The sequence below is a fragment of the Vibrio cyclitrophicus genome (genome assembly GCA_023206055.1).
GTDB classification, from domain to species: Bacteria; Pseudomonadota; Gammaproteobacteria; order Enterobacterales; family Vibrionaceae; genus Vibrio; species Vibrio cyclitrophicus_A.
This window is the reverse complement of the sequence record CP065367.1, coordinates 1,199,739-1,222,161: the sequence shown is the minus strand read 5'-3', so window position 1 is coordinate 1,222,161 and position 22,423 is coordinate 1,199,739. Positions and strand designations below refer to the sequence as shown.

Annotated in this window: 26 protein-coding genes; 9 read left to right on the top strand and 17 right to left on the bottom strand. The window is 43.8% G+C overall.

From position 1 onward, the window contains the following. Nucleotides 1-55: 55 nt before the first annotated feature. The 3 genes from ITG09_20990 to ulaR all read right to left on the bottom strand — a co-directional run bounded on the left by ITG09_20990 (nt 56) and on the right by ulaR (nt 2,309). Nucleotides 56-298 (bottom strand): hypothetical protein, encoded by a 243-nt coding sequence (locus tag ITG09_20990; GenBank protein UPR53866.1) that lies wholly within the window; start codon nt 296-298, stop codon nt 56-58. A gap of 68 nt (nt 299-366) precedes the next feature. Beyond that, complete coding sequence (gene ulaG, locus ITG09_20985) at nt 367-1,434, bottom strand: L-ascorbate 6-phosphate lactonase (GenBank protein ID UPR53865.1); 1,068 nt, start codon at nt 1,432-1,434, stop codon at nt 367-369. Between the two features lie 119 nt (nt 1,435-1,553). Continuing rightward, entirely contained in the window at nt 1,554-2,309 is a 756-nt protein-coding gene (ulaR, locus tag ITG09_20980; protein UPR53864.1) for an HTH-type transcriptional regulator UlaR, read from the bottom strand. 340 nt (nt 2,310-2,649) lie between these two features. Between ulaR and ITG09_20975 the strand changes: the two genes are divergently transcribed. From ITG09_20975 to ITG09_20950, 6 genes are all read left to right on the top strand, one after another. Then, nucleotides 2,650-4,488 carry a PTS ascorbate-specific subunit IIBC gene (locus tag ITG09_20975; protein ID UPR53863.1) on the top strand — a complete coding sequence of 613 codons (1,839 nt, stop codon included), beginning with the start codon at nt 2,650-2,652 and terminating at the stop codon, nt 4,486-4,488. A gap of 64 nt (nt 4,489-4,552) precedes the next feature. After that, on the top strand, nt 4,553-5,020 hold the full coding sequence (locus tag ITG09_20970) for a PTS sugar transporter subunit IIA (GenBank protein UPR53862.1): 468 nt from the start codon (nt 4,553-4,555) through the stop codon (nt 5,018-5,020). Between the two features lie 10 nt (nt 5,021-5,030). Further along, a complete protein-coding gene (locus ITG09_20965; GenBank protein ID UPR53861.1) occupies nt 5,031-5,729 on the top strand; it encodes an L-ribulose-5-phosphate 4-epimerase in 699 nt (232 codons plus the stop codon). A 111-nt stretch (nt 5,730-5,840) separates the two neighbouring features. After that, on the top strand, nt 5,841-6,662 hold the full coding sequence (locus tag ITG09_20960; GenBank protein ID UPR53860.1) for a pyridoxal phosphatase: 822 nt from the start codon (nt 5,841-5,843) through the stop codon (nt 6,660-6,662). A 4-nt stretch (nt 6,663-6,666) separates the two neighbouring features. After that, nucleotides 6,667-7,314, top strand: a complete 648-nt coding sequence (locus ITG09_20955; protein ID UPR53859.1) for a 3-keto-L-gulonate-6-phosphate decarboxylase UlaD — start codon at nt 6,667-6,669, stop codon at nt 7,312-7,314. Between the two features lie 8 nt (nt 7,315-7,322). Continuing rightward, nucleotides 7,323-8,204, top strand: a complete 882-nt coding sequence (locus tag ITG09_20950) for an L-ribulose-5-phosphate 3-epimerase (GenBank protein UPR53858.1) — start codon at nt 7,323-7,325, stop codon at nt 8,202-8,204. A 166-nt stretch (nt 8,205-8,370) separates the two neighbouring features. Here ITG09_20950 and ITG09_20945 read toward each other — a convergent pair whose 3' ends face one another. Beyond that, nucleotides 8,371-8,580, bottom strand: coding sequence for a hypothetical protein (locus ITG09_20945; protein UPR53857.1), 210 nt, complete (start codon nt 8,578-8,580; stop codon nt 8,371-8,373). Nucleotides 8,581-8,826: 246 nt separating this feature from the next. On the opposite strand from ITG09_20945, the gene ITG09_20940 reads away from it, so the two are divergent. From ITG09_20940 to ITG09_20930, 3 genes are all read left to right on the top strand, one after another. Then, a complete protein-coding gene (locus ITG09_20940) occupies nt 8,827-9,426 on the top strand; it encodes a beta-phosphoglucomutase family hydrolase (GenBank protein ID UPR53856.1) in 600 nt (199 codons plus the stop codon). 36 nt (nt 9,427-9,462) lie between these two features. Continuing rightward, on the top strand, nt 9,463-10,134 hold the full coding sequence (locus ITG09_20935; GenBank protein ID UPR53855.1) for a ribulose-phosphate 3-epimerase: 672 nt from the start codon (nt 9,463-9,465) through the stop codon (nt 10,132-10,134). Nucleotides 10,135-10,383: 249 nt separating this feature from the next. After that, a complete protein-coding gene (locus tag ITG09_20930; protein ID UPR53854.1) occupies nt 10,384-10,521 on the top strand; it encodes a hypothetical protein in 138 nt (45 codons plus the stop codon). Between the two features lie 199 nt (nt 10,522-10,720). Here the strand turns inward: ITG09_20930 and ITG09_20925 are convergent, their stop codons facing one another. The 13 genes from ITG09_20925 to yiaK form a co-directional block, all read right to left on the bottom strand. After that, nucleotides 10,721-11,920, bottom strand: coding sequence for an MFS transporter (locus ITG09_20925; GenBank protein ID UPR53853.1), 1,200 nt, complete (start codon nt 11,918-11,920; stop codon nt 10,721-10,723). An 89-nt stretch (nt 11,921-12,009) separates the two neighbouring features. Then, nucleotides 12,010-12,333, bottom strand: coding sequence for a hypothetical protein (locus ITG09_20920; protein UPR53852.1), 324 nt, complete (start codon nt 12,331-12,333; stop codon nt 12,010-12,012). 10 nt (nt 12,334-12,343) lie between these two features. Continuing rightward, a complete protein-coding gene (locus tag ITG09_20915) occupies nt 12,344-13,213 on the bottom strand; it encodes an L-ribulose-5-phosphate 3-epimerase (GenBank protein ID UPR53851.1) in 870 nt (289 codons plus the stop codon). 9 nt (nt 13,214-13,222) lie between these two features. Then, on the bottom strand, nt 13,223-13,981 hold the full coding sequence (locus tag ITG09_20910) for an IclR family transcriptional regulator (GenBank protein UPR53850.1): 759 nt from the start codon (nt 13,979-13,981) through the stop codon (nt 13,223-13,225). Nucleotides 13,982-13,988: 7 nt separating this feature from the next. After that, nucleotides 13,989-14,633 (bottom strand): 3-keto-L-gulonate-6-phosphate decarboxylase UlaD, encoded by a 645-nt coding sequence (locus tag ITG09_20905; GenBank protein UPR53849.1) that lies wholly within the window; start codon nt 14,631-14,633, stop codon nt 13,989-13,991. Then, on the bottom strand, nt 14,626-16,119 hold the full coding sequence (locus tag ITG09_20900) for a carbohydrate kinase (GenBank protein ID UPR53848.1): 1,494 nt from the start codon (nt 16,117-16,119) through the stop codon (nt 14,626-14,628). The genes ITG09_20905 and ITG09_20900 overlap by 8 nt, the downstream gene beginning before the upstream one ends. Then, a complete protein-coding gene (locus tag ITG09_20895) occupies nt 16,119-16,607 on the bottom strand; it encodes a YhcH/YjgK/YiaL family protein (GenBank protein ID UPR53847.1) in 489 nt (162 codons plus the stop codon). The genes ITG09_20900 and ITG09_20895 overlap by 1 nt, the downstream gene beginning before the upstream one ends. A 43-nt stretch (nt 16,608-16,650) precedes the next feature. Further along, nucleotides 16,651-17,508 (bottom strand): Cof-type HAD-IIB family hydrolase, encoded by an 858-nt coding sequence (locus ITG09_20890; protein UPR53846.1) that lies wholly within the window; start codon nt 17,506-17,508, stop codon nt 16,651-16,653. A 10-nt stretch (nt 17,509-17,518) separates the two neighbouring features. Next, nucleotides 17,519-18,229 (bottom strand): L-ribulose-5-phosphate 4-epimerase, encoded by a 711-nt coding sequence (locus ITG09_20885; protein UPR53845.1) that lies wholly within the window; start codon nt 18,227-18,229, stop codon nt 17,519-17,521. Between the two features lie 94 nt (nt 18,230-18,323). Continuing rightward, the gene (locus ITG09_20880) at nt 18,324-19,298 is read right to left on the bottom strand and encodes a DctP family TRAP transporter solute-binding subunit (GenBank protein UPR53844.1); all 975 of its coding nucleotides are present in this window, start codon (nt 19,296-19,298) and stop codon (nt 18,324-18,326) included. A gap of 21 nt (nt 19,299-19,319) precedes the next feature. Continuing rightward, complete coding sequence (locus ITG09_20875; protein ID UPR53843.1) at nt 19,320-20,600, bottom strand: TRAP transporter large permease subunit; 1,281 nt, start codon at nt 20,598-20,600, stop codon at nt 19,320-19,322. Continuing rightward, complete coding sequence (locus ITG09_20870) at nt 20,600-21,088, bottom strand: TRAP transporter small permease (protein ID UPR53842.1); 489 nt, start codon at nt 21,086-21,088, stop codon at nt 20,600-20,602. The genes ITG09_20875 and ITG09_20870 overlap by 1 nt, the downstream gene beginning before the upstream one ends. Nucleotides 21,089-21,112: 24 nt before the next feature. Continuing rightward, on the bottom strand, nt 21,113-22,114 hold the full coding sequence (gene yiaK, locus ITG09_20865; protein UPR53841.1) for a 3-dehydro-L-gulonate 2-dehydrogenase: 1,002 nt from the start codon (nt 22,112-22,114) through the stop codon (nt 21,113-21,115). Between the last annotated feature and the right edge of the window lie 309 nt (nt 22,115-22,423).

Here is a 22,423-nt window from a genome sequence, read left to right as displayed (position 1 = left end):
TTGTTCTACGAAGCTACACCGATTACCGAATCAACCAAATATCTGACCATTGTGATCATAAATGTTGGATATCAATCGAGTGGTAGGAAAAACCGATCGCTTTAGCTGCGTTCAACAAAGCTTGTTGAGTCTTGAATACTCTAGGTTGCATTTTTCTGTCGGATTCAAGAAAACTGTTTACTCCCCACTTATGACTTTTCACCATTAAGTAATAGCCATTGACGCCGGGCGACACAACACCAATTGCTGCTTTCAGATCGCCACGACTGAAATGTTTTTTGAACTCACGTAATACCATATCAATATCCTTATTCGATGATAAAAAAAGGGAGCGTATTGCTCCCTAGTTAGTGCTTTTCTTAATGTTTATAAGAATGCGCGATATGGTAGTTCTGGGTCATTTGTGAAGATGTCAGCAAAGCCACGGAAGTGCTGGTAGTGCATGCGGCCTTTATCTGTTGGGTATGTGTATTTACCACCAACTTGCCAGAAGAAAGGTGCGAAGCCGTATTGAAGACGTTCTTTCTTCATGTTCCACAGCATTTCGATTTCACGCGGGTCATTTTGGAAGTTAGCCCAAATGTCGTGGTGGAACGGAACCACGACTTCACAGTTCAAAGACTCAGCAGCACGAAGAATATCTGAAGATGTCATTTTGTCTGTTACGCCACGTGGGTTCTCACCGTAAGAAAGCAGTGCAACGTCGATCTTGTGGTCATTACCGTGTTTAGCGTAGTAGTTTGAATAGTGAGAATCACCGGAGTGGTAAACTGAACCGCCTGTTGTTTCTACTAGGTAGTTCACTGCTCGGTCGTCCATTCCGTCTAGAATTTCTTTGTCTAGGGAAGACGTTCCTTCAGGAAGTGTCACTAGAGCAGTACGATCGAATGCGTCAAGAACCTTGATGTTGACGTCTTTGATCTTAATTTCGTCGCCAACTTTCGCGATAACACAACGATCTTCTGGTACACCCCATTTCATCCATAGATCAACACATGCTTTAGGACCGATAAACTTAACGTGCTCGCCACAGTTTTGTAGAACGGCTGCTGCAACATTGATGTCAATGTGGTCGCCGTGATCGTGAGATGCCATTACTGCATCAATCTCTTTAATAGCGAAAGGGTCCAGTGGGAAGATTGCTGTGCGTAAGTTTGGTTGAAGTGCTTCAACGCCACCCATACGCATCATCTGGTGCTGGTTTTTCATTTTTTGAACAGCTTGTGTTTTTTTACCAGTACCACACCAGAAGTCCATTGATAGGTTTGCACCACCTTCTGATTTTAGCCAAATACCTGTACAGCCAAGCCACCACATAGAAAATGTATTCGGTTGCACGACAGTTTGCTCGATCTCTTCATTTAACCATGTGCCCCACTCAGGGAATGTATTTAGGATCCAAGACTCGCGAGTGATTTCGTTTACGTTGCTCATGATAATACCTTTATTTCAATAATTTGATTAATTTTGGATGTAGGGAGCCGAGCGCCTTAATTTTGATTAAGGCACTTAGCTTAATTTATTATTATTTGTGGGCTAGTCTGCCCTGAGATTTAAACTAGGATGACTTGCGTCCCTTGAGCTTCAATCCGCTTGACGACTTCGGGATTGGCATCTTTACCGGTGATGACGATGTCTATTTGCTTGGTGCTGCAAAAGAGCATTCCGGTACGTTGTCCAACTTTTGAACTATCGACCACTACGACAAGCTTATCGACCTGTTCTAGCATTTGTTGTTCGGCTACGGCCGTTAACATGTCGGCCTTGTATAGCCCGGCATCCGTTAAGCCTTTACCTGAGGTGAACATCCAGTTTCCCGCATAGCCGCCTAATGAATTAGGGGCAGGGTTTAGAAAGATGTTCTGCGCTTTGTTGTATTGACCACCAATGATGATGACATCGTCATGATCTTCGTTGATCAAGTAGCTTGCGAGTGGAAAGTAGTTCGTTACGATCTGAACATCTTCCCCACATAATTGCTGACCGAGTAGGAAAGCCGTCGAACCACAGTTGATCACGACTGTATCGCCAGCCTGACAAAGCCCGGCAGCTGCTTGAGCAATCTCTGATTTCTCTTCATAAAACTCAGTGCTGTTGATATTCAGTGGTGACCACTTTCTCTTCTGAGTTTCTACTCGTTCCGCACCATTTCGAATTTTTCTAAGTCGGCCAACTTCATCTAACTTAGCGATATCACGTCTAGCAGTAGCAGGAGAAACGCTAAATTTATCAATAATATGAGAGACGTTAATTGTCTGCATATCTTCTAACAGCGATACGATGCCGTTATGTCTTTGTACTTCATTCATATTTATCACTCTTTATGTCGTTGTGACAATTTGATGATTACTTTTGATTTGTTTTGATTCTAATAATCACCATCGTGATTGTCAAACCACATCGCTACAAAAATCAGACTTTAATCACAATGATTTATAAGTAGTTGATTTTATTGAATTTTGTGTTTTTGTGTGTGATCCCAAGCTCAATTAGACACATTCTGGGTGTGGTTAATTGATATAAATCAAAGTAATCACAAGTGAGCATTGAATGATTACTTTTGATTGGTAAAGTCTAGTTCGTGAGCAAAACTAGACATCATCACATCCTACATACCATTAAAATTAAAAATTAATCAGGGGTAAAGATATGGAATTCTTATATGATATTTTCTATATTTTTTACAGTCAGGTAATGACTAAAGCACCGTTGCTACTCGGTCTTGTTACTTGTCTGGGTTACATTCTACTCAAGCGTGACGCAACAACTATTATCTCCGGTTCTATCAAAACCATCGTTGGTTTTATGATAGTGCAGGTAGGTGCAGGAACATTGGTAGCGGGTTTTAAACCGGTTATCGAGAAAATGAGTGAAATACATGGATTGACAGGGTCGGTGATTGATCCGTACACCTCCATGATGTCCACCATGGAAACCATGGGTGACAATTACTCTTGGGTTGGTTATGCAGTATTATTGGCACTTGGGCTGAACATTCTTCTTGTTGCCTTCCGTCGTATCACTGGTATCAGAACCATCATGCTGACTGGTCATATCATGTTCCAGCAAGCTGGCCTAATTGCTGTTTTCTACTTTGTACTTGGTGCAGGTATGTGGGAAACCATCATTTATTCAGCAATATTGATGGCGTTGTACTGGGGTATTTCGTCAAACATCATGTTCAAGCCGACTCAAGAAGTGACTGGCGGGGCAGGTTTCTCTATTGGTCACCAGCAACAGTTTGCATCATGGGTTGCGACCAAAGTTGCACCGAAGCTTGGCGACAAGAATGACAGTGTTGACCACATCAAACTGCCTAAGTGGTTACACATTTTCCACGACAGCATCGCCGCAACAACATTAGTGATGACTGGTTTCTTCGGCATTATTCTTCTTTCGTTCGGTCTTGATAACCTTCAAGACATGGCAGGCAAGACTCACTGGCTTATCTACATTTTTGAAACGGGTTTGAAATTCGCAGTCGCGATTCAAGTTATCGTCACCGGCGTTCGTATGTTCGTAGCTGAATTGTCTGAGGCCTTTAACGGTATTTCTCAACGCCTTATTCCAAACGCTGTTTTAGCAATCGATTGTGCGGCTATTTATGCCTACTCACCAAACGCAATGGTATTTGGTTTCATGTGGGGCGCAGTGGGTCAATTCACTGCTGTTCTTGCAATGCTAGCGTTTGACGCGCCAATCATGATCATTCCTGGTTTTATCCCTATGTTTTTCTCGAACGCAACCATCGGCGTGTTTGCTAACCACTTTGGTGGTTGGAAAGCGGTGATGAAGATCTGTTTCGTGATGGGCATCATCGAAGTGGTTGGTTCGGCTTGGGCAATTCATATCTTTGCTCAATCTGGTACTGAGTTTAACGGCTGGATGGGTATGGCTGACTGGGCTCTGGTATTCCCACCTATCATGCAAGGCATCTCAAGCTCTAGCATGTTCTTCTTTGTGATTTTGGCTCTGGCTGGTGTCTACATGTTCTTCGCTTCTAAGCAACTACGAGCTGAAGAAGACGCAGAAGCTGCCGCTGAAACAATGACCGCAGTAACACCTGAAGGCATTGAGGTTGAAGTCGCTGTACCACAACAATCGACAGCAACAGCTCAAGCTCCTTCAGCTTCTACAATGGCAGCTTCTACAACGTCAGAAACTCACGTCTCACCAGCAGCTGACCAGAAACCGGTTCGTGTCTTAGTGTGCTGTGGTTCAGGGCAAGGTTCTTCAATGATGTGCTCTAAGAAAATCAAAGAGTACTTGGACAAGAAAGGCATCCCAAGCTCGACCTTTAACAGCGCTATCACCGATTACAAATCGCACCTTGGTTCATTCGACATCATCGTTACTTCGGTTGCTCTTGCAGCGAAGATCACGGGGTTGCCAGAAGGTAAGCAACAGTTAGCGGTTAAGAACATGATTATGGTGAAAACTTTCGGCGACGAACTTGTTTCCATCATCGAGAACAACTTCCACAAATAATGATAAACGGCTCAGTGGTATCGCACTGCTGAGCCAATAAAAAATTATATAAGTGAGCAATAACATGAACTTAAAAGAATCTCTTATCAAGAACAACTCTATCCTACTGAATGCAAAAGCTGCTGACTGGAAAGCGGCAATCAAGCTAGGTACTGACGCATTGGTTAAAGCCGGTGTTGCTGAAGAGCGTTACTACGATGCGATTACCAAAGCGATTGGTGAAGAAGGCCCTTATATCTGTATTCACGATGCGTTCGCTCTGCCTCATTGCCGCCCTGAAGATGGTGTGATTAGTACCGGTTTTGCGTTAACCGTGCTGGAAACCCCGATTACTTTTGAAGGTGTTGATGAGCCTGTTGATGTACTGATCACGCTAGCGGGCAAAGATTCAGAAGAGCACATCGAAGGCACCATGCAAGTGGCGAACTTGATTGAATTTGATGAAGACTTCTCAAAACTTCGCGCATGCAAAAGCCCAGAAGAAGTGGCGCGTTTAATTGATGCTGCATTACTGCAAGCGGAAGCAGCGTAAGGAGACAATTATGTCTAAATATAGCCAACTGAAACAACGCGTCTTGGAAGCCAATTTGCAGCTTCCGAAGTACGGTTTGGTGACATTCACTTGGGGAAATGTCTCTGAGTTTGACCGTACTAATGGCGTGATAGCGATTAAGCCATCAGGTGTCGAATACTGTGACATGACAGCTGAAGACATGGTGGTCGTCGATCTAGAAGGCAACATTGTTGAAGGGAAACTTAATCCTTCAAGTGATACCGCAACTCACTTAGAGCTGTACAAAGCTTTCCCTGAGGTCAGTGGCATTGTTCACACGCATTCACGCAGTGCCACTATTTGGGCGCAAGCCGGCATCGATATTCCAGCATTGGGCACTACTCATGCTGACTATTTCTATGGTGACATCCCATGTACACGTCGATTGTCTCACTCTGAAATTGCTGAAGAGTACGAGAAAAATACCGGCTTGGTGATCATTGAAGAGTTCAAGCAACGTCGTATTGATCCAATGGCAGTTCCAAGCGTGATAGTTGCAGGACATGCGCCTTTCTCTTGGGGCAAAGATGCCAACGATGCGGTTCACAACGCGGTGGTATTAGAAGAAGTTTCTGCAATGGCGTTGGCAACGCGCACTTTGAACAGCGGCATCAAAATTCAGCCAGAGCTATCAGATAAACACTACCTGCGTAAGCACGGTGAAAATGCTTATTACGGCCAACAGTAAATAGGCTGTTCGTTTAAGTAGGCTTTTTAAGTAAGCCGTTTAACGAGCTTCGATTCTAAGTAGTTTCAATATTAATTAGGCCTGATTTCAGGGAATAAGTGAGAGGACTCTATGTATAAAGTGTTGGCGTTAGATCTCGATGGAACCGTGTTAAAGGATGATCACACGATTCATCCAGACGTGAAAAAGGCGATTCAAGAAGCCAAACAAAGTTGCCATGTCGTGATTGTGACTGGTCGACACCACACAGCTGCACGACCTTATTACTACGAATTGGGGTTAGATACGCCAATCATTTGCTGTAACGGCACTTATGTTTATGACTATCAAACTGAAACGGTACTGACTCAAAACGCGATAGATAAAGACAACGCGTTGACCTTCATCGATATGGCAGACGAGTTTCAGCTCAAAATGGTCATGTACATCACACATGCCATGACGTACTCACACTACAACCCATTTGCCTACATGTTGGCATTGGAAAGTTGGGCGGAAACGGCACCAGAGCAGCATCGCCCTCAAATTTACCAAGTGGAATCATTCATTGAAACGGCTCAGCAAGCCGAACACGTTTGGAAGTTTGTGGTGGAAGGTAGTCAAGACTCAGTAGACCGTTTAATGCAACACCCATGGATAGAAGAGAACTTCAACGGTGAGCGTTCTTGGTCAAACCGAATCGACTTTGCTGCGAAAGGTAACAGTAAGGGCCTACGCCTTGCTGAATACATTGCAGAGCTCGGTTATCAAGCCGACGACGTCATAGCTGTCGGTGATAACCACAACGACATATCCATGCTCAAGTACGCCGGATTAGGTGTAGCGATGCTCAATGCTGATGACATCGTCAAGTCACACGTTCAATGCGTGTGCTCAACAGATAACAACCATGATGGCTTAGCCCGTCTAATACGTGAACAAATTAAAGGATAACAACATGACTAAACCAATGATTCAGATCGCCCTAGACCAAACTAATCTTCCTGCTGCCATTGAAGTGGCAAACAACGTTGAAAGCTTTGTTGATGTGATTGAAGTAGGCACTATTTTGGCTTTTGCAGAAGGGATGACGGCGGTTTCTACGCTTCGTAAAAATCACCCAGACCATATTCTTGTGTGCGATATGAAAACAACAGATGGTGGCGCTATTTTGGCTCGCATGGCATTCGAAGCCGGTGCTGATTGGATTACTGTTTCTGCTGCTGCACACATCGCGACTATTGGTGCATGTAAGAAAGTAGCCGATGAATTTAACGGTGAAATCCAAATCGAAATTTACGGTAATTGGACAATGGACGACGCTCAATCTTGGGTAGACCTAGGTATTTCACAAGCGATTTACCACCGTTCTCGTGACGCTGAATTAGCCGGTGTGGGTTGGACAGAAGAAGATCTAGTGAAGATGCGTGCATTGTCTGAAATGGGCATCGAGCTTTCTATCACAGGTGGCATCGTGCCTGAAGACCTTTACCTATTTGAAGGCATTAAAGCGAAAACCTTTATCGCAGGCCGTGCACTTGCGGGTGACAAAGGTAAAGAAACAGCAGAAGCACTAAAAGCTCAGATCGATCGCTACTGGAACTAGGAGGCGTTATGTATCAAAACTTGTTACGCCACCGTGTAGGGCTTTATGAAAAGGCCCTACCTAACGAACTTAGCTGGGAAGATAAGCTGGCAACAACCAAAGAACTCGGCTTTGATTTTCTTGAGATATCGGTAGATGAATCAGACGGGCGCCGTAGCCGTTTGGATTGGAATGACGAGGAAATATATGCCTTACGTCGCCTGTGTGAAAAGCACGGCGTACCTCTGCAATCCATGTGTTTAAGCGCGCATCGTAAGTTCCCATTTGGTTCAGCAGATCCGGCGATTCGTGAACAAGCGGTCATTCATATGGAGAAGGCTATCTCGTTGGCTTACAAATTGGGTATTCGCACCATACAACTGGCTGGCTATGACGTCTACTACGAACCTGCTGATAAAGTGACTCACCAGAGGTTCATTGAAGGAATGAAGCTTTCGGCGCAGTTGGCTGAAAGGTCGGGCGTAATGCTTGCTGTGGAAATCATGGATACCGATTACTTGAACTCCTTGAGCAAATTTGAAGTGCTGAGTCGTGAAGTCAATTCACCGTATTTCACGGCGTATCCGGATGTGGGTAATATCTCTGGTTGGAATTACGACATAGTGACTGAGCTAAAACTGAGTAAGCCTCATATCACTCAGATCCACCTCAAAGACACATATAAAGTGACTGACGAGTACAAAGGGCAGTTTCGAGACTTAGTGATTGGTGATGGTGAAGTTGACTTCAATGCTATTTTTGAAACGTTGAAAGAGACTGAGTGCGTTGTACCACTCGTGATCGAGATGTGGGCTCAAGATGAACGCTGGAAAGAGAATATACTGACGGCACAAAAACGTTTGAATGAAGTTTGTGTTCAAACGGGTGTTCCGATGTTGTTTGACCACTAACTCTACCTAGAATGATTAACGGGTTTCTCTTTGCGTTCTCGATGCTCCTAACGAAAAGAGAAAATGCAGCATATTGCCCCCAATATGCTGCATTTTTATATCAACTCGGCACTTTAAGCTATTTAAAGCAGCTGAGGTTATGTCAATTTCGAAATAGTGGCTGAGCTTAAACAGCGATCGTTACATGATCACGGCCCACTTCAGCCATCTGAATCAGGTAGTCCGTGTGGTATTTCTTCTTGATGACGATTTGGCTACCGATTTCTGCAACAATCTTTACCACTTCCAACGCATCAGAAGGATGCAATGAAGAGTCTTTTGAAATTTCGATATTAACGCCTAAATTTGCCAATTTGATGATGTCGCTAGAATGCATGGTCGTGTCCAAGGTATTTGATTTTCGTGGACTATATCATCTTCAATTTATGCAACTCTACTTGGTTTAAGTAAAAATGGGTGAGATGTGCTCAAAATATGATTTCAATAGTAAAACAACGGCTTTTATTGCATCAATTCGTTTAATTGTCGGATTGTTGAATAAGATCATATTAAGACGATCATGAATAGGTTTTATGTATGGTGATTAGTAGTATGAGTCTCAAAACAATATGAGAGATTGACGATGCCAAAGTTAGATAAATATAAAGGAATTATTTTTGATCTCGATGGGACTCTGGTCAATTCTATGGTGGCACATGCTCATGCGTGGGAACAAACTTGTCAGAAGTTTGGTATTCCCTACGACAAAGAGTGGCTCGATCAACTTGGTGGGATGCCATCGCGAAAAGTGACTCAAGAGATCCTTAAGCGTTACGATCTAACTCTTGATGCTCAACAAATTACTTCGGACAAAATCGCTAACTTTGAGGCTATTGAGCACAAAGGGGATGTTATTCCAGAGACATACGCACTCTTACAGCAACAGTATCAGTTAAAAAAGATAGGTATCGGCACTGGTGCTCAAGCCAAGCATGCAAGGGCGATTTTAAAGACGACCGATATCCCATCAATGATACGTACGATTGTGACTTCAGATGACGTAGAAAATCACAAACCTAACCCGGATACTTTTCTGAAAGTCGCTAGCCAGTTAGAGCTTGAACCGAACGATTGTGTGGTATTTGAAGATACGATTATAGGCCAGCACGCAGCGACATCGGCAGGCATGGATTGCTACATGGTTGAAAACGGGCAGATAACTAAATTTGTTCCAGCGAGCTAAATAGAATTTAACGATACAAAAATAACTAGGAAAAAAATGAAACAATATCTTATCGCACCTTCGATTCTTTCTGCTGATTTGGCGCGTCTTGGTGAGGATGTAGAACGCGTTCTTGTTGCTGGAGCTGATGTTATTCATTTTGATGTTATGGATAACCACTATGTACCCAACCTGACTTTTGGTGCGCCAGTATTAAAAGCACTACGAGATTATGGAATTACAGCGCCGATTGACGTGCATTTAATGGCGAAGCCTGTTGATCAACTGGTCCCTCAATTTGCAGAGGCGGGTGCGACGATGATTACGTTTCATGTAGAAGCCTCTGAGCATGTTGACCGTACTTTACAGTTAATCAAAGAGCACGGTTGCCAAGCCGGAGTGGTATTAAACCCTGCAACGCCATTGAGTAATCTTGATTACATCATGGATAAAGTCGACCTGATATTAGTGATGTCGGTGAACCCTGGCTTCGGCGGTCAATCTTTCATCCCAACTACGCTTGATAAGCTACGTTCCATCAGATTACGCATTAATGAATCTGGGCGTGATATTCGCTTAGAAGTTGATGGCGGTGTGAAAGTTAACAACATAAAAGAGATTGCTGAAGCAGGTGCGGATATGTTTGTCGCTGGCTCGGCTATTTTTGATAGTGAAGATTATGGACAAGTTATCGATTCAATGCGCTCGGAGTTAGCTCAATTGAATTAAGTTGTGTATCTATTGCTATACAAAGGCTCGAAGTGTTCTGTGTATCAGGCTTCGGGCTTTTTTTGTATCTAACGGATGTTGATTGAATGAAAAATCACGTGGAGTAAGCAGAGGTTTCGAGGCGTTGTTTGGTTGGTGTGCTCTTCAGTTGGAGTTTTGATTTTGTGTAATAAAACTACAGTTATTATTGACTTTGGTCACATAACGGCGCAAAATTGACCTCAGATCACACAACGATGAGAACACAGTATGAACGCTACAGTAATCACAAATGAAAACAACGCATCACTAGCAAAACCTTCAGTAATGAATGAAGTTCTATTTTTTGCTAAGTCTACCGTTATCATGGGTGCAATTATCCTACTTGTTGCTTCTGCTTGGGTTTAATTTCTTAAATAAACCCGCGTTAAGTGTGATCAGTGGTGGTGATTAGCCACTCACTGACACAAATTAACATCAGAAGCACTACATCCATTCTCTGTATCTTTTTTCTCACCTCTAGGCCAATCAGGCCGAATGTCTCGCTATCGATTACCCCTAAACTTCTTTACTTCTTCAAGCCAAGCGACGTATCTAAACCGATGGTTCAAATACGATATTTTAAGCTCGACCAATACAAAACCACCATCAATAGATACGCTAATGTAGGCGTAATATAACTCGTGCTCAGCGATATCTCATCGATCAAGCTCGCCTGTGCGAATGGCAAAATAACCCCTCCAATTGAACACATGATTAGAATCGCTGCCCCTTGTGAGCTTTGCTTACCGGACGCATGTAGCGCTTGTGCGTAAATGATAGGGTAGAGGGCTGAATTACACAGTCCGATGAAAAGCATCAAATAGCCTATCCAAACATGATTTTGATACATCGCAATGGCACTAATCAAAGCCGCTATCACGCAAGACAGTGAGAATAGATAATGTTTGTTTACTGTGTTGCCGAACTTTGCGAATAGTACTCTGCCAACAAACATGAATATCCAATAAAGAGCGATGATCTGTGTTGCGGATACCAAACCAAGGCCGCCATATTGCTGGTCGGCAAGGTATGTAATAGTAAAGGTTCCAAAACTGACCTCTACACCTATGTACAGCAAGAGTACCAACGCTAACTTCATAAACTGCTGATTTTTAATTAGATGCGTTAATCCTCGCCAAAAGCCAGTCATCTGTTTTGGTTTGATATCTGGAAGCGTCATTTTACTAAAAAATACCAGCAAGCCGAAAAAGAACAGGGCGATGAGTAAGAACAGATACGAAACTTGATGAGCGGTGTTGTCAACGTTAAAACTTGTCGCTACGAGGATCACTGCGGTAAGTACCAACGGGCCAAGCACAGTGCCAACCGAGTTCGATGCTGTCGCCACACTTTGACGTATAACGCTCTTATCAGGTGTCGAGAGTAGTGATACATAAGGTGAACTCACAACTTGAATGGCCGATACTCCTGAGGCCATCAACAAGATACCAAGCAGGGTTGAAAGCAGTTGTTCTCCTCGGACCAAATATGCCATGGCTAGGCAGCCGAAAAGGCACCACATTAAACAGAACTTCAATGTACTTCTATAACCCACTTTCGCCATCACAAATGACGTAGGAAGCGATACGGTTATTCGCGTAATAAAAAAGGCCATGGGAAAGAGCATCGCCATTTTATAATCGAGAGAGAAAGCTTCTTTGTAATAGGGAATTAGGGAGTTACTTGAAACGGTAATGAGTCCCCAGATAAAAAAGATCAAAGACAGTAAGACCAGTGGGACGTCTTTTAACGGGAATACTCTCATAGTGATTCCTTATCAATAGCGATAAAAAAAGCAGAAGATGATCTTCTGCTTTTCGATTGAGACTTTACGGTGTATTGCCTATTCAGCCGTTAATCACGTACAAAATTGATGTGATGAACATGAATGTTGTATTTCTCAATAATCACTTTGGTCGCATGCATACTTTTGATTCGTTGCTCAGAATCTAAAGCAGCAGCCATTGCTGACTCGTTTTCGTAACTGTGTTGCATCATAAGCAGCAGGTTTTTATGGCTTTCAGCTTCAATCGCTTCAGGCTTATTCAGCGTTAACCCTTGGTTATTCGGAAATGTGCGAATAATAGGCGCGACCTCGTTTTCCATGTATTGGTAGAAGTCTTGTTTTTGTTCTTCAGTTAAATCAGCTTCGAAAAAAGCGGTGCGAAAAATTGTCATGGTCGTTTCCTTACAGTTCAAAGCCAGATTGGTTAGCGATAGATTTCAACGTTGCTTTTGCTTGTTTGATATCGTCTAACCAGTTGTCATTTTGAGCCCACATTTCAATCACTAATGGTGCGCTGTAATCAATTTCAGCGAGTGTTTTGAAAATAGCAGGGAAGTCGACTTGGCCTTCACCAATCACCAGATCTCTGAACTGACCTTTACAGGTTTCTGAAACTCGTAGCGTGTCTTTAAGGTGGACTTGTACTAGGTGATCGCGGCTCAATTTTAGCTCGGTACACACGTCGTAGTTCCAACCAGAAATATTACCTACGTCTGGGTAAGCCATGAAGTAAGGTGATGGGATTTCACGCTTAAGTACTTCAAATTTGCTCAGAGAGTTAAGGTACGGGGTATCCATGATCTCCACACCTAACATGATACCTGCACGCTCCGCCATTTTGGTGGCTTGTTGCATGCCTTCAATGAAGCGAGCGTGAGTTGTAGCCGATTGTGGCTCGTAATACACGTCGTAGCCCGCCATTTGAATACAACGAATACCCAGTTTGTATGCTAATGAAATCGCTTTCTCCATAATGATCAGCGATTCAGTGCGAATAGCTTCATCCATAGAGCCAAACGGGAATTTACGATGCGCGCTTAAACACATCGATTGGAAAGGCATTTGGTGCTTTTCACAAAGGCGACGAAGCTCGTAAATTTCTTCATCAGACCAATCCAAACGAGCACGTCGCTCATCGGTCTCATCGACAGAAATTTCTACAAAATCGAAGCCCGCTTCTTTCGCATGAATCAAACGCTCTTCCCATGTCAGGGAAGTTGGCATCGCTTTTTCGTAAATACCTAATCTGAATTTGTTTTTAGAATCAAACATTCTTTTTCCTTAAAAGAGTTGTTGTTCTATACGCGTTGTAATGTCTTGAATTCTGCTAGCAATTTCTTCGTAGCCGAGTGCTTTCATTTTGGGCGTAAGCGACGAGACACTTACCGCGTATACAGGAGATTTGTTCTTGTCAAAAATAGGAACAGCAACACAAGAGATACCCGCTTCGTTCTCTTCATCATCGAGCGCATAACCACGCGCTTTGATTTTATCGAGAACATCAAAAAACTGAGACTTATCGAGAATCGTATTCTCAGTTAACGGTTTCATCGTGCTGACATTGCGTTGCCAGTAGGTTTCTCGAACGCTCTCTGAGCTGAATGCGAGGTAACATTTACCTGCAGCAGAGCAGTACATTGGTGAATGTAGCCCTACGTAGGTTCGAGTTCTAAAGGCAGAGTTAACAGGTTCGAACTTATCTTTAAAAATGATGTTGTCAGCATCAAAAGAGAGAAAGTTTACCGTTTCATTCACATCGTCGAGCAGTTCAGATAGATATGGCTTAACCGTGCCAGTGACATCAGAGTTGATAGCAGCATGTCCTAGCTGAACCAACTTCATTGTTAAGCGATATTCTTTACCTGAACACATTTGAGCAACATAACCAGAGGCTTCAAACGTCGCTAAAATACGGTGGACAGAAGACTTGTTGAAGCCTGTCCCTTCAGACACTTTTTGTAGAGAAACGCCATTCGGGTAGTTCCCAAGGAATTCCAATACGGTCAGTGCTTTAGACAACGATTTAATTTGCTCACTCATATATGTGCTACCAGTGTTTACCTATTTCAGTATGGAAGTTTTCTGCGATGTCACGGCCATTGCTACCGGCTAATGCACGACCAGCAATAAATGACTTTGCAGACAGATTCTTAAACAAATGCAGATCGTCTGGCACAATACCACCAGTTATGGATAGTTCAATTCCAATATCCGATAATTTCTGCATTTTTATCAAATCTTCTTCGGTCCAGCTCACTCCTGCGAGCTCGGCATCACGTGAGCGGTGATAAATTGCTTGTTTAATACCCATGTCGACCCATGCTCTTGCGTCGTCTAGAGTCCAGTGTCCATAGAGCTCAATTTGTACTTCGCCACCAAATTCGTCAGTCACTTTTTTGGCTGAACGTATTGTTTCGATATGAGCCGCTGCACTCACGGTTACCCAGTTGGCACCCGCTTCCATTGCTAGACGCGTTAAAATAGCGCTGGCATCGGTGATTTTCATATCACACACAATGATGTGGCTTGGGTATTTTTCTCGTAGGATTCTTACGCTATCTACGCCGTGGGCGAAGGCTAAAATCGTCCCGATTTCAATCACATCTAACTTATCTGCAACATGCTCTATTGAGGCTAATGCAGTGTCGATATCAGTGGCATCAAGTGCCATTTGTAATAAGGGCTTAGACATTCATTTCATCCTCAAATTGTTTGAACAACTGCACCAGTCTTTGATAGTGCTTATATTTTGTTTGGTATAGGTCGTAATGTTCAGGGTTTGGTTCAACACGTGATGCAGAATTGGTAATGGCTTGCGTGCATTCTTCTAGTGATGTGAATTCGCCAGCTCCCACCATCGCCATCATGGCTGCGCCTAATGAGCCCGTTTCATCAACGTCTGATATTTCAACCGTCATACCGGTTAGGTCAGCCAGCATTTGCATCCATACCGAGCTAGACGCTGGGCCGCCGGTCACTTTCAATACGTTTGCTTTCGGAAAACGCTGACGCATACGTTCAAGGTGTATGTTGTGACAGAACAAAATACCTTCCCAAATGGCTTGAATCAGGTGACCTTTTGTATGGTGCGATTGCAGCCCGTAGAAGCCTGACTTCAAGCCGAGACCTTGGTTAGAACCGTAAAGAAATGGCACGAAATAGAGGCTGCTTGATGCCGTGTCTAATGCTTCAACTAATGCTTGGTTTTGCTGGTGGTCGAGTTGACCATTGTCACCAAGGTAATCGGCGAACCATTCATAATTGCCTGCAGAGGTAGGGCTTGCTTCATGAATGATGTATTCACCATCGACAGCGTAATGGCCATAGACAAAGTTGTGCGCTTCTTGAGTCACTTGCTTTGAGATTCCAGATGTGACCGCCCAAGTGCCCATTACGTAATTCAGTGTGTCTTCAGAAGAGTTGATTCCAGAACAGATCGCGGTTGATACCACATCAAACAACCCGCCAAATACAGGTGTTCCAAGTGCAAGGCCTGTCTCTTTTGATACTGCTGCTGTGATTTTCCCTGCTTGTTGCTGAGGTTTCACTACCGGAGGGAGCGAATCCCAAATTTCTTCGATACCAAATGTTTTTAGAAGGGCTTTGTCATACTTACTAGTAATGGCGTTGAAAAAGTTACTTTCTGAAATATTGGTCAGTTCTGCGGCCACTTCGCCCGTTAAACGATAGCGAAGATAGTCGTGAGACATCATCACTGCGCCAATGTTGTTATAACGCTCTGCATCGTTGTCTTTGATCCAACGAATGATAGAAACCGGGTGACCTGTCCAAAGTGTTTGCAGTGTGGTTGGGTAGATCTCTTGTGCTTTACCTTGCTCTAGCCACTCTTTAACAATGGGCAGCGAACGCGAGTCTGAAGACATAATGCCATGACCAAGGTTTTGTCCCTTTTTATCAAGCAGGTAAACGCCTTTGCCTTGGGCTGAAATGCTTAAACCTTTGATGTCTAATGGATCGACTTTTGTGGTATCTAGAAGCTGTTTAATGACGTCGACCGCGTTTCCCCATAAGGCATCGAGGTCACGCTCTACCCAGCCTTGCTTCTCGTTAATGACGCTCGCCGATACGCGAGCAAGGCCTTGTTGCTCACCTTTTGCGTTAAACAACGCGGCTTTCATAAAAGTGCCGCCAGAATCAATTCCGATGTAGTAATTCATTATTTGGCTTCCAGTAAATCGTTGTGAATCTTCACCACCAGTTTTCTTACTGGTTGGCTGTCATCATTTTCAATATTGGTGATGTGTACAATATTTGGCGTGAACAAATAAAATTGATTGCGTTTTGCATGGATGAAGCTCAGTTCAATTCCCGGATATTCGTAGAATTGAAGATCACGTTCTTGGTTGTAAGGCTGTGCGTTGCTGTGTTCGCCTGTATCGACTGCCCAAGCCATCACTTCAGAACCTTCCAGAACGATCTGCAGGTCAGAATGGTATTTATGGACTTCAGGTTGGAAGTTACCTAGTGGCTCTTTGTCGTATTCCAGTACAACATACCATGCTTGTTTTGAATCAAAACCTGGCAGCTCATGGCGACCTAGAGCGAGTTGTTCTTTGTCGATGCTGTTCAAGTATTCAAGCACGTTTTGAATAACGACAGGATACGATTTGCTGATTTGAGTAAGTTGAGTATTTCCGACTAACATAAAATTCTCTTATAAAATAAACGGCTATCAAGAAACGCGCAGGTTAGGTAAATAAGCGGTGTAAGAGTTCCGCGAGCCCTGTCTCATCATCGTTATTTTTTTGTGTGATCAGGTTGGCAGCACCCTTTACCGTATCGTCGGCATTTTGCATCGCAACGCCGAGACCAACGGCCTTAAGCATTGAGATATCGTTATGGTTGTCTCCTACGGCGATGCACTCGTCTAGATTGATGCCTAGAGGTTCGATGTAGCAAGTCAACGCATTGCCTTTGCTGTTTCCTTTCGCTGCGAAATCGACGCGATCGATCCAAGATCGTTCGCCGTTGAAGTTCTCTTTCACAAAAGGCATCTCTGCGAATGTGTTTACTTCACCTTCAACGACAAACTTCCACACATACTCTGAAATTTGTGCTTCATGTTGGAAGTCGTCGACCTTTTGAATGTTTGGTCGCTGGCTTTCTGGAAAGGTTTGAGACCACGTCAGTAGCGCTTCCATGTATTCAATAGGGCGTGCTCTCGAGTAGAGCATTGCATCACGCACATACATCACCATCTTCAGATCATGAGCTTGAGATAGGGTGATAAACTCAGCCGCAATTTCTTTGTCGATTGCGTTTTCTTGAATGACCGTATCGTTCTGGTAATCAAAGATGTAAGTGCCATTGCAACAAATTATTGGAGTCGATAAACCAAGCTGATCGTAATAAGGTTTTGCCGCGACATGATGGCGACCCGTAACGATAACCACATGAGTGTGTTGAGCGACTTGCTTGATGGCTTCGACTAACTCTTGGCTAATAGTGTGCTGCGAGTTGAGCACCGTCCCATCGAGATCTAACGCCAATAGCTTGTGCTTATCCAATTTATGTTTATAGGACTTATGCGGTGATGACTTATGCATGTGCGAGGCCTTACTTCTGTCCGTAGTATGAGTTCTTGCCGTGTTTACGGTTGTAGTGTTTATCTAGCAGCTCAGGTTGGATCGCTACTTCTGGACTGATAGCGCGAGTGGCTGTTGCCATGGCTGCAATCTCTTCCATTACCACTGCATTGTGCACGGCATCTGAACCATCCTTGCCCCATGTAAATGGTGCGTGGCCTGCGATGATGACACCTGGCATTGCTTGCGGGTCGATATCACGTTGGTTGAATTCTTCGATGATCACTAAGCCTGTGTTTTTCTCATAATCCGACTCAATCTCAGCTTTTGTTAGCAGGCGAGTACAAGGTACATCACCGTAGAAGTAATCGGCGTGTGTGGTTCCAAGCGCTGGAATGTCTCGGCCGGCTTGTGCCCAGATTGTTGCATTACGAGAGTGTGTGTGAACGATGCCGCCAATGGTTGGGAAGGCTTTGTAAAGCTCAATGTGCGTAGCCGTGTCGCTTGAAGGGTTCAGCTTGCCTTCAAGGCGGTTGCCTTCTAAATCGAGAACAACGATGTCATCTGCCGTCATTACATCGTATTCCACACCAGATGGTTTGATGGCAATAACGCCGCGTTCGCGGTCAATCTCAGAGACATTGCCCCATGTGAAAGTAACTAAGCCATATTTAGGAAGTTGTAAGTTTGCTGCGAACACTCGTTCTTTTAATTCTTGATACGTGTTTGTTTCTTGAGACATGGTATTTGCCTATGTTGTATTGAGGTGAAGTACGAGTTGATTGCCTAGCTAAATTCTTAGCCAAAAACGCGCTAGGCAATCGCACTCAATCGCGTTACTTAGTGGCTAGCTTGATCTTGTTAATCATGACATCGCCATTTTTCTCGATGTAAGCGCTCCATACTGGCTGAATCGCCTGTTGGAAAGCCGCACCATCAACGTCGCGGTTTACTTGCATACCGTTTGCTTCTAGTTGAGCAATCATCTTGTCTTCTTTCTGGATGCTTAGCTCTCGCTGCATTGCCACGGCTTCAGCAGAAACCTCTTCGATGATTTTTTGCTCTTCCTCAGTTAGCTTGTCGAACTTACGTAGGTTCATAGTAAGAACCAGAGGCGAGTAAGCGTGTTGTGTAAGGCTTAGGTACTTTTGTACTTCATCAAACTTGAAAGACAGCGTTACAGAAATTGGGTGGTCTTGAGAGTCAACAACGCCTGTTTCAAGTGCAGTATAAAGTTCAGATACTGGAAGTTGCTGGGGGTTAGCTCCTAGCTCATTGAACATGTCATTTAGCGCTTTCGAGCCGTTAACACGCATTTGTAGGCCTTTGACATCTGAAGGTAGACGAATTGGTTTCTCGTTGTTGGTCATGTTGCGGTAACCATTTTCTGGGAAACCAAGACCTTTAAGACCGAATTTCTCGAAGTTCGCTAGCACTTCTTTACCCGGCTCGCCGTCTAGTACTTTGTACGCTGTTTGACGATCTGGAAACATGAATGGCAGTGTGAATGCTGCTGATTCAGGCATTAAACCGTTGTAGTTGTTTAGGCCAACCATCGCTAAATCAACGATGCCTGCGCGTGAACCGTCGATCATCTGCTTATCACTGCCCAGTTGACCTTGTGGGTATACGTTTACTTTGATTTCGCCGTTTGAACGAGCTTCTACTTCTTTCTTAAAGAACAAAGATAGGTCTTGTTGCAAATCTGACTCTGGTGCAGCGTGCGCCAGTTTTAGAGTGGTTGTTGCAAGCGCGTTTGAGCTCAATGCAATCGTTGAAGCAAGTAACGTAAGTTTTAGTAGGGTTTTCATTATTATTTTCTCCGTCGAGGATTAACCAATGACAAACGACATTGGCACAGTGATAATGCTTGGGAAGATGACAAACAGTGTGAGCAGAGCCATGTACGCAGCGATGAATGGCAATACACCTTTCACAGCCGTAGACATAGGAACTCTAGCTACACCACACACTACGTTCAGTACGGTGCCTACAGGAGGCGTAATCAGACCAATTGAACAGTTAATAACGAACAACAGTCCGAAGTACGTTGGGTCAATCCCAGCCATCTTGATGACAGGCATTAATAGAGGTACAAGAATCAGAATTGTTGGGCTCAAGTCCATAACCATGCCAACACACAGCACAAGCAACATAATCACTGCCATGAGTAGACGAGGGCTATCCACTAGTGGACCTAACATTTCTGCGAGTTGTTGAGGAAGTTGAGCAACAGTAATTAGCCAAGCTGCAACCATTGCACAACCTACTAAGAACATTACCATTGCGGTCGAACGACCTGCGTTCAGTACGATGTGATAGAACTTCTTAATGGTGAGTTCTTTGTACACAAACGTAGAGATAAAGATTGCGTATGCCGCCGCAACGACTGCCGCTTCTGTTGGGGTGAAAATACCAAAGCGAATACCAACAATGATGATGACTGGCAGCATCAATGCCCAAACACCATCTTTCAGTGCTGCGCGCTTTTCTGCTTTTGTCGCTTTTTCTGAGGTCGCTAGATTTTCTTTACGAACCGTCCAACGCCAAACAAACATCAATGTCATACCCATCAACAGGCCTGGAACAATACCGCCTAGGAATAGGTTTTTAATTGAGATACCGCCAGCAACACCAACCAAAATCAGAGGGATTGAAGGTGGAATAACAGGTGCGATGATACCGCCGGATGCCAATAGACCCATTGAAGGTGCTTCTGGGTATTTGGCTGCTTTCATCATTGGGTAAAGAATACTTACCAAGGCTGCGGCATCTGCTACCGCTGAGCCTGAAAGGCCTGCAAGTAATACCGAAGTCATGATGGCTACGTAACCCAAACCACCTTGGCGGTGACCGACATACGTAGTCGCTAGTCGAACAATACGCTGTGACAAACCTCCCGATGCCATTACTTCACCTGCAATAAGGAAGAATGGGATGGCAAGCAGAGTGAAGCTGTCGACACCATTAATTAAAGACTGCGCAAGAATGTCTGCACTAAAGAAGTCCATATGAAGCATCAACGCCATTGAAGATAACAACAGTGCAAATGCGACAGGAAGACCAAGTAAGATTGAGACAATCAATACCGATAAGAAAATGGCTAACGTCATTATTCTTTCTCCTCTTCTAAGCTATCTAGCTGCCAGTCTGGTTTGAAGATTCGCACAAAGGCAATCACACCCATTAACACGCCTGACACCACGCCAGCTAAGTAAAATAACGCTGAAGGAAGCCCTGTTAGTTGAGAAATATCTGACCAATTCGACATCATTTGACGGTATGAACCGACGTAAAGCATGCCGACTGATATCAATACAATTACCCAACAAATACGTCTTAGTACGGGTACTGCTTTAGGGAATAGTCGTTCAGAAAATTCCGAAACCGCGAGGTGTTCACCTCGGCGCAGCACAACGGCTGCACCGAGCATGACAATCCATACAAGACCAAGGCGAGATAGTTCTACAGAGGGACGAAGACCAGAAGAAAAGCCGTAGCGTAAAACTACGTTTGTAAATACCAGTACAATCATACAAGTCAGAATGACCGCCATGATGACATCGATACTTTTCCAAATACTCTTAAATACACTTTGCATAAAGCTTTCCCTACCTTTGGCTAATTACAGAGACGTAATCTGTTCCCAAATTCCATCGTTGATTTCAATGCCGCCAGCTGCTTCGTGTTTCTTGATGAAGTTTTCAATTTCAGAACCAGCAATCATCACTGAGCCCGTTTCTGCAGGCTCTGATTCAAGTACGTAGTCACGAATGCGCTTCATTTCTTGTGCGTAAGTGCTTTCGTCCATTGTCTTGCTTAGGTCGATAGCGATAAGGAATTGAGATACACCAAACTCACCACCCATATCTTCAGTTAGTGCAGGTACTGAGTGACCGCCAGTGATGGCTGTTAGCATCATGTCTAGCACGATTGCCATTGATGACCCTTTCCAAAAGCCCATTGGAAGTAGACGTTTGTTCTCCCAAAGTACATGTGGGTCTTTGGTTAGTTCACCGTTGTCATCAAAGCCACCTACGACAGGCAGTTCTTTGTCAGCAAGGACGAAATTTTGAAGTTGGCCGTAAGAGAATTGAGTCATTGAGCAATCAACAACAACAGGTGGATCGCCAGCTACTGCCATGATTAGAGGGTTCGAACCAACACGGTGATCTTTACCACCCCAAGCTGGCATTACTGCGATTGAGTTTGTTGATGCAATCCCTGCGAAACCTTCACGAGCCATTTTTAATACGTAAGCTCCGCCGCGCATCCAGTGGTTTGAATTACGCATGCCGACCATACCAATGCCGTAGTCACGCGCTAATTCCATTGCGCGTTCTGCACAGATAAGACCATTAAGTACGCCAGGTCCGTAGTTGCAATCCCACTGCTCTAATGCACCCATGCTGTTAACGCATTCTGGTTCAGCATTTAATTTGATTTGGCCTTTGTCTACTTGGTCAATGAATACCGGAAAACGGTTGATGCCATGTGAGTAAGTGCCTTCGTTTGCCATTTCAACAAAACCCGCTGCAAGCTTGGTTGCCATCTCTGGTTTCATGTCGCGAGCCAAAAGGATTCGTTCATATTCTTGTTGTAGTTTTTCTGTAGATACTAAAGGCATCAGTGCTCTCCGATAAGTTAAATTCCATAATACGGAATGAATTATTATTGGTATTCCGAAAATATTCTGTGAGCAAAGTTGCGAAATATTTCCTTATTAAGTTTTTCTCTAATAAGTGTTAAGCGGTTAAAAAACGGGATAAAAAGATTTTGTAATTCCGCAATGCGAAACAAAAAGCGTGTTTAGGATCTGGTTTCTAAGACTAAATCGAATGAAATTCGATAATTTCGCGGGAATAAATTTGTCAAATTATGAAATTCGAGCAAACAGTAACTTTACTGAATATAAAATAGTGGTGCTGAAATCTGA

Excerpts from the sequence above, each read along its gene's own strand:
- ITG09_20915 (UPR53851.1), bottom strand. The coding sequence starts at position 13,213 with ATGTTTGATTCTAAAAACAAATTCAGATTAGGTATTTACGAAAAAGCG.
- ITG09_20875 (UPR53843.1), bottom strand. The coding sequence starts at position 20,600 with ATGACGTTAGCCATTTTCTTATCGGTATTGATTGTCTCAATCTTACTT.
- ITG09_20960 (UPR53860.1), top strand. The coding sequence starts at position 5,841 with ATGTATAAAGTGTTGGCGTTAGATCTCGATGGAACCGTGTTAAAGGAT.
- ITG09_20940 (UPR53856.1), top strand. The coding sequence starts at position 8,827 with ATGCCAAAGTTAGATAAATATAAAGGAATTATTTTTGATCTCGATGGG.
- ITG09_20945 (UPR53857.1), bottom strand. The coding sequence starts at position 8,580 with ATGCATTCTAGCGACATCATCAAATTGGCAAATTTAGGCGTTAATATC.
- ITG09_20890 (UPR53846.1), bottom strand. The coding sequence starts at position 17,508 with ATGCATAAGTCATCACCGCATAAGTCCTATAAACATAAATTGGATAAG.
- ulaG (UPR53865.1), bottom strand. The coding sequence starts at position 1,434 with ATGAGCAACGTAAACGAAATCACTCGCGAGTCTTGGATCCTAAATACA.
- ITG09_20955 (UPR53859.1), top strand. The coding sequence starts at position 6,667 with ATGACTAAACCAATGATTCAGATCGCCCTAGACCAAACTAATCTTCCT.
- ITG09_20990 (UPR53866.1), bottom strand. The coding sequence starts at position 298 with ATGGTATTACGTGAGTTCAAAAAACATTTCAGTCGTGGCGATCTGAAA.
- ITG09_20880 (UPR53844.1), bottom strand. The coding sequence starts at position 19,298 with ATGAAAACCCTACTAAAACTTACGTTACTTGCTTCAACGATTGCATTG.
- ITG09_20950 (UPR53858.1), top strand. The coding sequence starts at position 7,323 with ATGTATCAAAACTTGTTACGCCACCGTGTAGGGCTTTATGAAAAGGCC.
- ITG09_20885 (UPR53845.1), bottom strand. The coding sequence starts at position 18,229 with ATGTCTCAAGAAACAAACACGTATCAAGAATTAAAAGAACGAGTGTTC.
- ITG09_20925 (UPR53853.1), bottom strand. The coding sequence starts at position 11,920 with ATGAGAGTATTCCCGTTAAAAGACGTCCCACTGGTCTTACTGTCTTTG.
- ITG09_20970 (UPR53862.1), top strand. The coding sequence starts at position 4,553 with ATGAACTTAAAAGAATCTCTTATCAAGAACAACTCTATCCTACTGAAT.
- ulaR (UPR53864.1), bottom strand. The coding sequence starts at position 2,309 with ATGAATGAAGTACAAAGACATAACGGCATCGTATCGCTGTTAGAAGAT.
- ITG09_20920 (UPR53852.1), bottom strand. The coding sequence starts at position 12,333 with ATGACAATTTTTCGCACCGCTTTTTTCGAAGCTGATTTAACTGAAGAA.
- ITG09_20870 (UPR53842.1), bottom strand. The coding sequence starts at position 21,088 with ATGCAAAGTGTATTTAAGAGTATTTGGAAAAGTATCGATGTCATCATG.
- ITG09_20910 (UPR53850.1), bottom strand. The coding sequence starts at position 13,981 with ATGAGTGAGCAAATTAAATCGTTGTCTAAAGCACTGACCGTATTGGAA.
- ITG09_20900 (UPR53848.1), bottom strand. The coding sequence starts at position 16,119 with ATGAATTACTACATCGGAATTGATTCTGGCGGCACTTTTATGAAAGCC.
- ITG09_20975 (UPR53863.1), top strand. The coding sequence starts at position 2,650 with ATGGAATTCTTATATGATATTTTCTATATTTTTTACAGTCAGGTAATG.
- ITG09_20895 (UPR53847.1), bottom strand. The coding sequence starts at position 16,607 with ATGTTAGTCGGAAATACTCAACTTACTCAAATCAGCAAATCGTATCCT.
- ITG09_20935 (UPR53855.1), top strand. The coding sequence starts at position 9,463 with ATGAAACAATATCTTATCGCACCTTCGATTCTTTCTGCTGATTTGGCG.
- ITG09_20965 (UPR53861.1), top strand. The coding sequence starts at position 5,031 with ATGTCTAAATATAGCCAACTGAAACAACGCGTCTTGGAAGCCAATTTG.
- yiaK (UPR53841.1), bottom strand. The coding sequence starts at position 22,114 with ATGCCTTTAGTATCTACAGAAAAACTACAACAAGAATATGAACGAATC.
- ITG09_20905 (UPR53849.1), bottom strand. The coding sequence starts at position 14,633 with ATGTCTAAGCCCTTATTACAAATGGCACTTGATGCCACTGATATCGAC.
- ITG09_20930 (UPR53854.1), top strand. The coding sequence starts at position 10,384 with ATGAACGCTACAGTAATCACAAATGAAAACAACGCATCACTAGCAAAA.